Source organism: Bacillus sp. JJ722 (genome assembly GCF_036963345.1).
In the GTDB taxonomy this organism is placed as follows: Bacteria; Bacillota; Bacilli; order Bacillales; family DSM-1321; genus Bacillus_AD.
The window spans coordinates 1-6,936 of the sequence record NZ_JBALMO010000341.1 but is presented as its reverse complement, the minus strand read 5'-3'; the positions used below and the strand labels follow the sequence as shown (position 1 = coordinate 6,936).

Annotated in this window: 4 protein-coding genes and 2 pseudogenes; 5 read left to right on the top strand and 1 reads right to left on the bottom strand. The window is 35.5% G+C overall.

Translation table 11 applies throughout. The features are described from left to right. The 5 genes and pseudogenes from V7014_RS25625 to V7014_RS25605 all read left to right on the top strand — a co-directional run. Positions 1-1,530 (top strand): methyl-accepting chemotaxis protein (locus V7014_RS25625; RefSeq protein ID WP_335511687.1); only part of this gene is annotated, 1,530 nt, incomplete at its 5' end. Between the two features lie 327 nt (positions 1,531-1,857). Then, positions 1,858-3,789 (top strand): fructose-specific PTS transporter subunit EIIC, encoded by a 1,932-nt coding sequence (locus tag V7014_RS25620; RefSeq protein ID WP_438824978.1) that lies wholly within the window; start codon positions 1,858-1,860, stop codon positions 3,787-3,789. Positions 3,790-3,797: 8 nt separating this feature from the next. Then, positions 3,798-4,213, top strand: a pseudogene (locus V7014_RS25615) (NAD(P)/FAD-dependent oxidoreductase); the annotation flags it as partial. 175 nt (positions 4,214-4,388) lie between these two features. Beyond that, positions 4,389-4,559, top strand: a pseudogene (locus V7014_RS25610) (helix-turn-helix domain-containing protein); the annotation flags it as partial. Between the two features lie 93 nt (positions 4,560-4,652). After that, on the top strand, positions 4,653-5,552 hold the full coding sequence (locus V7014_RS25605; protein ID WP_335511683.1) for a LysR substrate-binding domain-containing protein: 900 nt from the start codon (positions 4,653-4,655) through the stop codon (positions 5,550-5,552). 105 nt (positions 5,553-5,657) lie between these two features. On the opposite strand, the gene V7014_RS25600 is transcribed toward V7014_RS25605, so the two are convergent. Beyond that, positions 5,658-6,647, bottom strand: coding sequence for an aldo/keto reductase family protein (locus tag V7014_RS25600; protein WP_335511681.1), 990 nt, complete (start codon positions 6,645-6,647; stop codon positions 5,658-5,660). Positions 6,648-6,936 lie beyond the last annotated feature (289 nt).

Sequence of the window (6,936 nt, the reverse complement as noted above, 5' to 3'; positions counted from 1 at the left end):
GTAAGTAGTTTAACTTTTAGAATGCTGTTAACTACCAATGAGGCAGAATTAGAAAGTAATCACAAAGAAATAGAAGCTCTTCAAAGTGAAAATGATGAATTAATAAGTTCATTTAAAAAGACAAAAATGAGTAAGAAACAAAAAAGTTTAGTAAAAGAACTAGAACTAGTAAATCAGAGATATAAAAAGGTTCAATCAAGCCTTACTGAAAACATTCTAGAGGGACAAACCTTTCAAGAAAATCAAGTATTGAAAACCAGTATGATTTTAGCTGAAAGGCAAAGAGATATGATCATCAATGAATTAGAGAAAACAAATCTTGAAAGTGCGAAAAAAATTAATGATGCTAATCTTGATAAATCGAAAAGTCTTACTATAAAAACAATTGCAACGATTATTATTGTTTTAATTGCTTCTCTAGTCATATTAATATTTTTAAGAATGTACATAAGAAAATCTATAAATTCTATATTAGATTTTTCTCAAGAATTAGGTAAAGGGAATTTAACAAAACGAGCAACGATCATATTTGAAGATGATTTTGGCCAAATTGCTAAGTCGTTAAACCAATCAGCTGAACAAATCCAAAATCTCGTAGGAAAAGTAAGTCATACCTCTCAAGATTTAAATGCTATGAGTGAAGAGTTATCTGCAACAATAGAAGAAGTTAATGCTTCCATGGATGAAATTAATCACTCATCTGAAGAGGTGGCGTCTGGTAGCGAAACCATAAGTTCAGCAACCGAACAGATAAATGCAACTACTCAGGAAATGCTAAGTAACGTCGTTCAGATTAAAGAAGAAATAGATGACGGGGTGAAAAATTGCAACAAAATACGAGATCGTGCAATTCATATAAAAGAGACAGCCCTTGAATCTTCAAACATTGCTCGTAAACTTTATGCCGATAAACAACAATCACTACTACAAGCAATCGAAGAAGGAAAAATTGTAGCAGATGTAAAAATAATGGCTAATGTAATAGCTGATATTGCAGATGAAACAAATTTACTTTCTTTAAATGCAACGATTGAAGCAGCAAGAGCTGGTGAACATGGTAAAGGATTCGCTGTAGTTGCGGATGAAGTTAGAAAATTAGCAGATCAGTCATCCCAAACAGTTCAAGAAATCCATAAGATTACAAATAAAGTGGAAAATGCTTTTGTGAATTTATCAAATAACACCCATGATTTATTATCATTCCTTGATGATAAAGTTCATAGTGATTACGATACATTTCAAGAAAGCGGTTTACAGTATGAGAAAGATTCGATCCTGATGACTGATTTAGCATATAGTTTTGCTTTATCAATGGAAACGATGATGCAATCAATGCTGGAAATTCAAAATGCAACAAAAAATGTTTCGAACGTATCTAATGATTCAGCTCTAAATACAACAACTATTAAAAACAATATTTCTGAAACACTACATGCGATACAAAATGTAGCTAATTCATCGATTCATCAAGCAACTCTTGCTGAAAATCTGACACTAGATGTTAATGAGTTCCAAATTGATTCAGATTAATTATCGAAGGAAAGCCCGTGAAATAAGGGCTTTTTTTTACGTCTTTACTTCATACTAAGCTTCTGGAAATTTGAAAGTTTTAAACTTGCAGTACTTCATAAAAATGAAGATTTGTTAAAGGGTATTCGTCTAATGATATGAATAGTTACAGTTGGTCTCTATAGTGTGAGGCTTTTTTTATGTATAGATATATCTGTTTTTGTGAAAGTATAAAGTACGCTAAACGTGTACTTTTAAAGAGTTATGGTATTAAAAGGAGCAAATAAAATCTGAATTTTACCAGCTTAGACAAAACAAAAGGAGTTGATCAGATTGGAACTTAGTAAGATGACTAACCCAAACCTTGTTTTATTAGATAAGAATTGGAGTACCAAAAAAGAAGTATTAGAACATTTGATTAATGCACTTGATGGGCAGGGTTACCTATCAGATAAAGATAAGTATAAACAAGCTGTATTAGAGCGTGAAAAAAATTCTGCGACTGGTATGGAAGCAGGTCTTGCGATTCCACATGGTAAATCAAAAGCTGTTAAGCAAGCGGCATTTGCATTTGCTAGAGTAAATCATCCAATTTTAGATTGGGGCAGCCTTGATCCTAGCAATGAAGTTAAATATATCTTTTTATTAGCGATACCAGAATCCGAAGCTGGATCGACACATCTACAGCTTTTAGCTGAGTTAAGCAAACGATTATTAGATCAAGAATATTATGACAGACTTAAAAATGCTAAGAGTGAAGTTGACTTCATAAAAGCTTTGAATAATTCCGTTTCTGTCAATGATGAGCCAATTGAATACACAAGAAAAGTTGTGGCAATAACGGCTTGTGCAGCAGGTATTGCTCATACATATATGGCTGCTGAAGCACTTGAAAAAGCAGGGAAAGAGCTTGGTGTTCAAGTTTTAGTTGAAAAACAAGGTGCAAATGGAATTGAAGATAAAATTACTCCTGAAGTGTTAAAAGGAGCAGAAGCAGTCATTTTTGCTACTGATATTGCAGCGAAAGATAAAGGTCGTTTTAATGGGTTACCTTATATTCAACGCAGAGTAGCGGAACCATTGAGAAACGCAAAAGAGATTATAATGACAGCTTTAAATGACCCAGATGGAATTGTTCAAGATAATGATGAAGGAGAACAATCAACTAAAGGGAAACAAACTATTTTCTCGCAAATTACTCAAGGTGTAATGACAGGTATTTCTTATATGATTCCAGTCATTGTTGCCGGTGGTTTAATGATTGGTATTGGCCAATTAGGAGCTGGGGCTTACGGTCTTGGAGCAGAAATTGGTGATCCAAAATATGCAACAGATCCGAATCAAATGATAGTCATTCTTCATTACTTAGGGTTATATGGAAATATGATTATGAAATTTATGTATCCAGTGTTTGCGGCATTTTTAGCATACTCAATCGCTGATCGTCCAGGTATTGCACCAGGATTTATCGGTGGGGCATTTGCAGCTGGTTTACATTATACAATTTGGGGAGTAGAAGGTGGAATTCCATCAGGTTTCTTTGGGGCACTTGCTCTCGGTATCACAGCAGGCTTTGTTGCTAAAATTTTGAATGAAAAAATTCATTTACATAAAAATTTACAAGCAATGAAACCAATGTTTCTTATACCAGGTATTACGGTACTTGTGATTTTCTTTCTAAATTACTTTATCGTTGACCCAATGTTTGGAGCCTTAAATGCTTGGTTACAAGAATTAATTATTAAATATCAAGATTCTGGAGAGATTATCTTATCTATTATTTTTGCTTGTTTAACAGCATTCGATTTAGGTGGACCAGTAAACAAGGCAGCAGGAGCTATCGCGATTGGTTTAGCGGCAGATCATATTTTCCCACTAACACCAAGGGTATTAGCGATTGTTATTCCGCCAATCGGATTAGGTTTAGCAACAATTTTGGATAAATATATTGTAAAGAGACGTGTATTCGATGAAAACTTACGTGTTACAGGTACAACTTCGTTAATATTAGGTTTTATTGCGATTGGTGAAGGAGCAATTCCATTTATGTTACGAAATCCGATTATTACGATATCCATCAATATGATCGGTGCTTCTCTTGGAGCAGTAACAGCAGTTGTTCTAGGAGCCGTACAATGGTATCCACTCCCAGCAGTTTGGGGTTGGCCATTAGTAGAAAATTTCTGGGCCTACGCACTAGGCATTATTGTAGGTGTAACATTCATTGCATTAGCTAACATTTTCGTTCGATTTGCCATCATGAAAAATGAAGAGAAATGAAATAATGGTTGCATGGGAATGACGATGTGATTGATCAAGTATCCATCTCTCATATGGAAACAGGTGAAATCAAAAGAGTTGCTGTTGATACAGTCATTGTCAATCATGGCTTGAATATGATTATGGCCCTTTAACCGAATGGGGATTGGAAATGGAGAATGATGTAGCGGTGGTAAATGCTAAAAGGGAAACAAATATCCCTGGTTGTTTATGGTGCAGGTGATTTTATTGAGCATGAGAGCAAGGTAAGGCTGATTGCAGAGGCCTTCACAGATGGAGTGTGCTCGCTTTGAATAGTGCTAAGCTGCATATTGATCCAAATGCACCGAAAGTGGCGTATGTTTCTTCACATAATAGCCGGTTTAAAGAACCAAACAAAAAGCTTGGGCTAGAAGACGTTGATTATAGAGAAGTTAGAGGATAAAAGATAATGTCCCTCAAGCCATTTTTGGTGATTGAGGGATTTTTTTTATTAATAATTTTTCTAGCTTATGACTTTGTCCATTTGTTATTTAAGTTTTTTTTGAACGATTTACGTACTCGTTATATAATCATTCTTAGTTAAGAGAAGGGCTGATATTAATAAGTTTCGTATCTAGCCAAACAAAAAACAAGAAATCCTAATTGCGAAAACAATAGGTTGTTCACGCTTTGTATTCAATCACTTTTTGGCACAATGGACTGATATGTACAAACACACAGGTAAAGGGTTAACTTACAACGCTTGTTCTTCCCAACTAACACAGGTAAAGAAAGACTTGGTTTGGTTAATAAGCATGGTTACGAGAAATACTAGGCACCTAAATGAGTTTGGTAATAAAAGAGAAGTCCTAGTTAGATTTTAATGGAAGGAATCGATTAAAATGGATATTAGAAAAATGCGATATTTCATAATGGTGGCAGAAGAATTGAATTTTAGTCGTGCGGCAGAACGTCTTAGGATGGCACAACCTCCTTTAAGCCAAGAAATCCGTAAATTAGAAGAAGAATTGGGAGTCCAACTTTTTCATCGAACAAAAAGAATGGTTGAACTTACAGATGCTGGGAAGGTATTTTTAGAAGGCGCTCGGCAAACTCTGTTTCAAGTAGATAAAACCATTAAAGAAACACAGCGTGCAGACGAAGGGAAAATAGGGCACCTAATAATCGGTTTTGTCGATTCTACAGAAATCGTTATAGAAGTTCTTAATAAATTTCGAGAACGCTTTCCTAAAATCCATCTTGTCTTACGGGAAATGACAACGGAGCAGCAACTAAAAGCACTCTATGAGAAACAAATTCATATTGGATTTATTCGTTCTAAACAGAACAACGGGATACTATCTTCTGAAGTTTGTTCTGAAGAATCTTTAAGATTGGTTTTACATCAAGATCACCCTTTCGCCTCATTGCCCGAAATTCCACTCCAATTGTTAATTGATGAACCATTTATTTTGTTTCCGCGTCATTTGGGTCCAAATTTTTATGATTTAATTATTAGCTACTTTTGGGAACATGGTGTAAGTTTAAATATTGTTCAAGAAGCTATTCAAATGCAAACTATTGTTAATTTAGTTGCAACAGGAATGGGAGTTTCTGTCGTTCCATCGTCAGTGGAAAGTTATAAACGCACTGGGGTTATCTATAAAAAAATCCAAGAGACTACACCAAAAGTAAATCTATATGTTGGATGGAGACAAGATGAAAATTCTGCAATAGTAGATCATTTCTTAACAGTTGTTAGAGAAGTTTATTCGATTTCACAACTTGATCACCAAGAATAAAAGCCCATCTTGATGGGATGGGCAGTAAAATATTACAAAGAAAGAATTCTGATTTTATTTAAACTTTAAAGTTGAGTATTTCTGGTTAAGTGACATGCTAAAATCTTAACCTGTTTTACTCGAATCATACTCAATGAAATCTCCTAGTACTTCATCAATCTGATTCATTATTTCAGGTTCTAGTTTTACACCAGAAGCGAACGCATTCTCTCTTACCTGTTCCGGACTCGAGGCACCGATAATTGCTGAGGAAACATTCTGGTTTTGTAGTACCCAAGCTACTGCGAGTTGAGCGAGAGTAAGATCAATCTCTTGTGCGATGGGTTTGAGCTTCTGGATAGCATTGAGCACATTGTCGTTCATCCAACGTTGTGCAAGTTTATGAAAAAATGGTTTGCCAGCAGGAGAATTGGCACGTGATTGAGTTGGTACTGGTTTTTGGGGTAGATATTTTCCAGTGAGAACACCTTGTGCGACAGGCGACCATACTACTTGCCCAAGTCCCTCACGTTGACAGGTTGGTATCACATCGGTTTCGATAACTCGCCACAACATTGAATACTGGGGTTGGCTAGCGATGAGCGGAATATTCAATTCTCGTGCAAGTGCTGCCCCGCGGGTGATTTGTTCTGCTGTCCACTCACTTACACCGATATAAAGCACTTTACCTTGTCTTACAAGATCTGCGAAAGCTAACATCGTTTCTTCAAGAGGAGTAGTTGGGTCAAATCTGTGTGCATAATAGACATCAATATAGTCGGTCTGTAACCGATGCAAAGATGCATTACAATTTTCTAGAATATGTTTTCGTGATAAACCTTTATCGTTTTGCCCATTCCCAGTCGGATGGCACACCTTTGTACATAGTTCAATGCTCTCCCGTCGTATACCTTGTAAAGACCGGCCGAGTATTTCTTCAGCTTTAGTGTCTGAATAAACATCAGCAGTATCGAATGTTGTTATACCGACATCTAGTGCTGCTTTAACACACTCATTTGCCGTAGCTTCATTTACTTTCCCCCCATGATTTATCCAGTTTCCGTATGCAATCTTGCTTATTGTTAATCCGCTATTGCCAAGTTTACTAAACTCCATTCTATTTCCTCCTTTTAAAAATAATATCTTCATTATAAAGACCAGATTTTAATATGCATAATATATTATTGATAATAAATTTATATAAAATTTATATAAGACTACTGTGCCCCTCTGTGTGCTCAGGAGGGTTCTGGTGCAAAGAATACTGTCATTGGTAAACTGAAAATATTCATAAATAAAGGACGTGTACGACGGCAACAGTTAATTCTCTCCATTCTTCACCTGCTTTTACCGGTTATAAGCAAAAATGCACATATTTATTTTGTCATTTCCATTGCAACTAAAT

What these genes read in the sequence shown, in the direction of transcription:
- V7014_RS25620 (WP_438824978.1), top strand. Translation starts at nt 1,858, where the DNA reads ATGACTAACCCAAACCTTGTTTTATTAGATAAGAATTGGAGTACCAAA.
- V7014_RS25605 (WP_335511683.1), top strand. Translation starts at nt 4,653, where the DNA reads ATGGATATTAGAAAAATGCGATATTTCATAATGGTGGCAGAAGAATTG.
- V7014_RS25600 (WP_335511681.1), bottom strand. Translation starts at nt 6,647, where the DNA reads ATGGAGTTTAGTAAACTTGGCAATAGCGGATTAACAATAAGCAAGATT.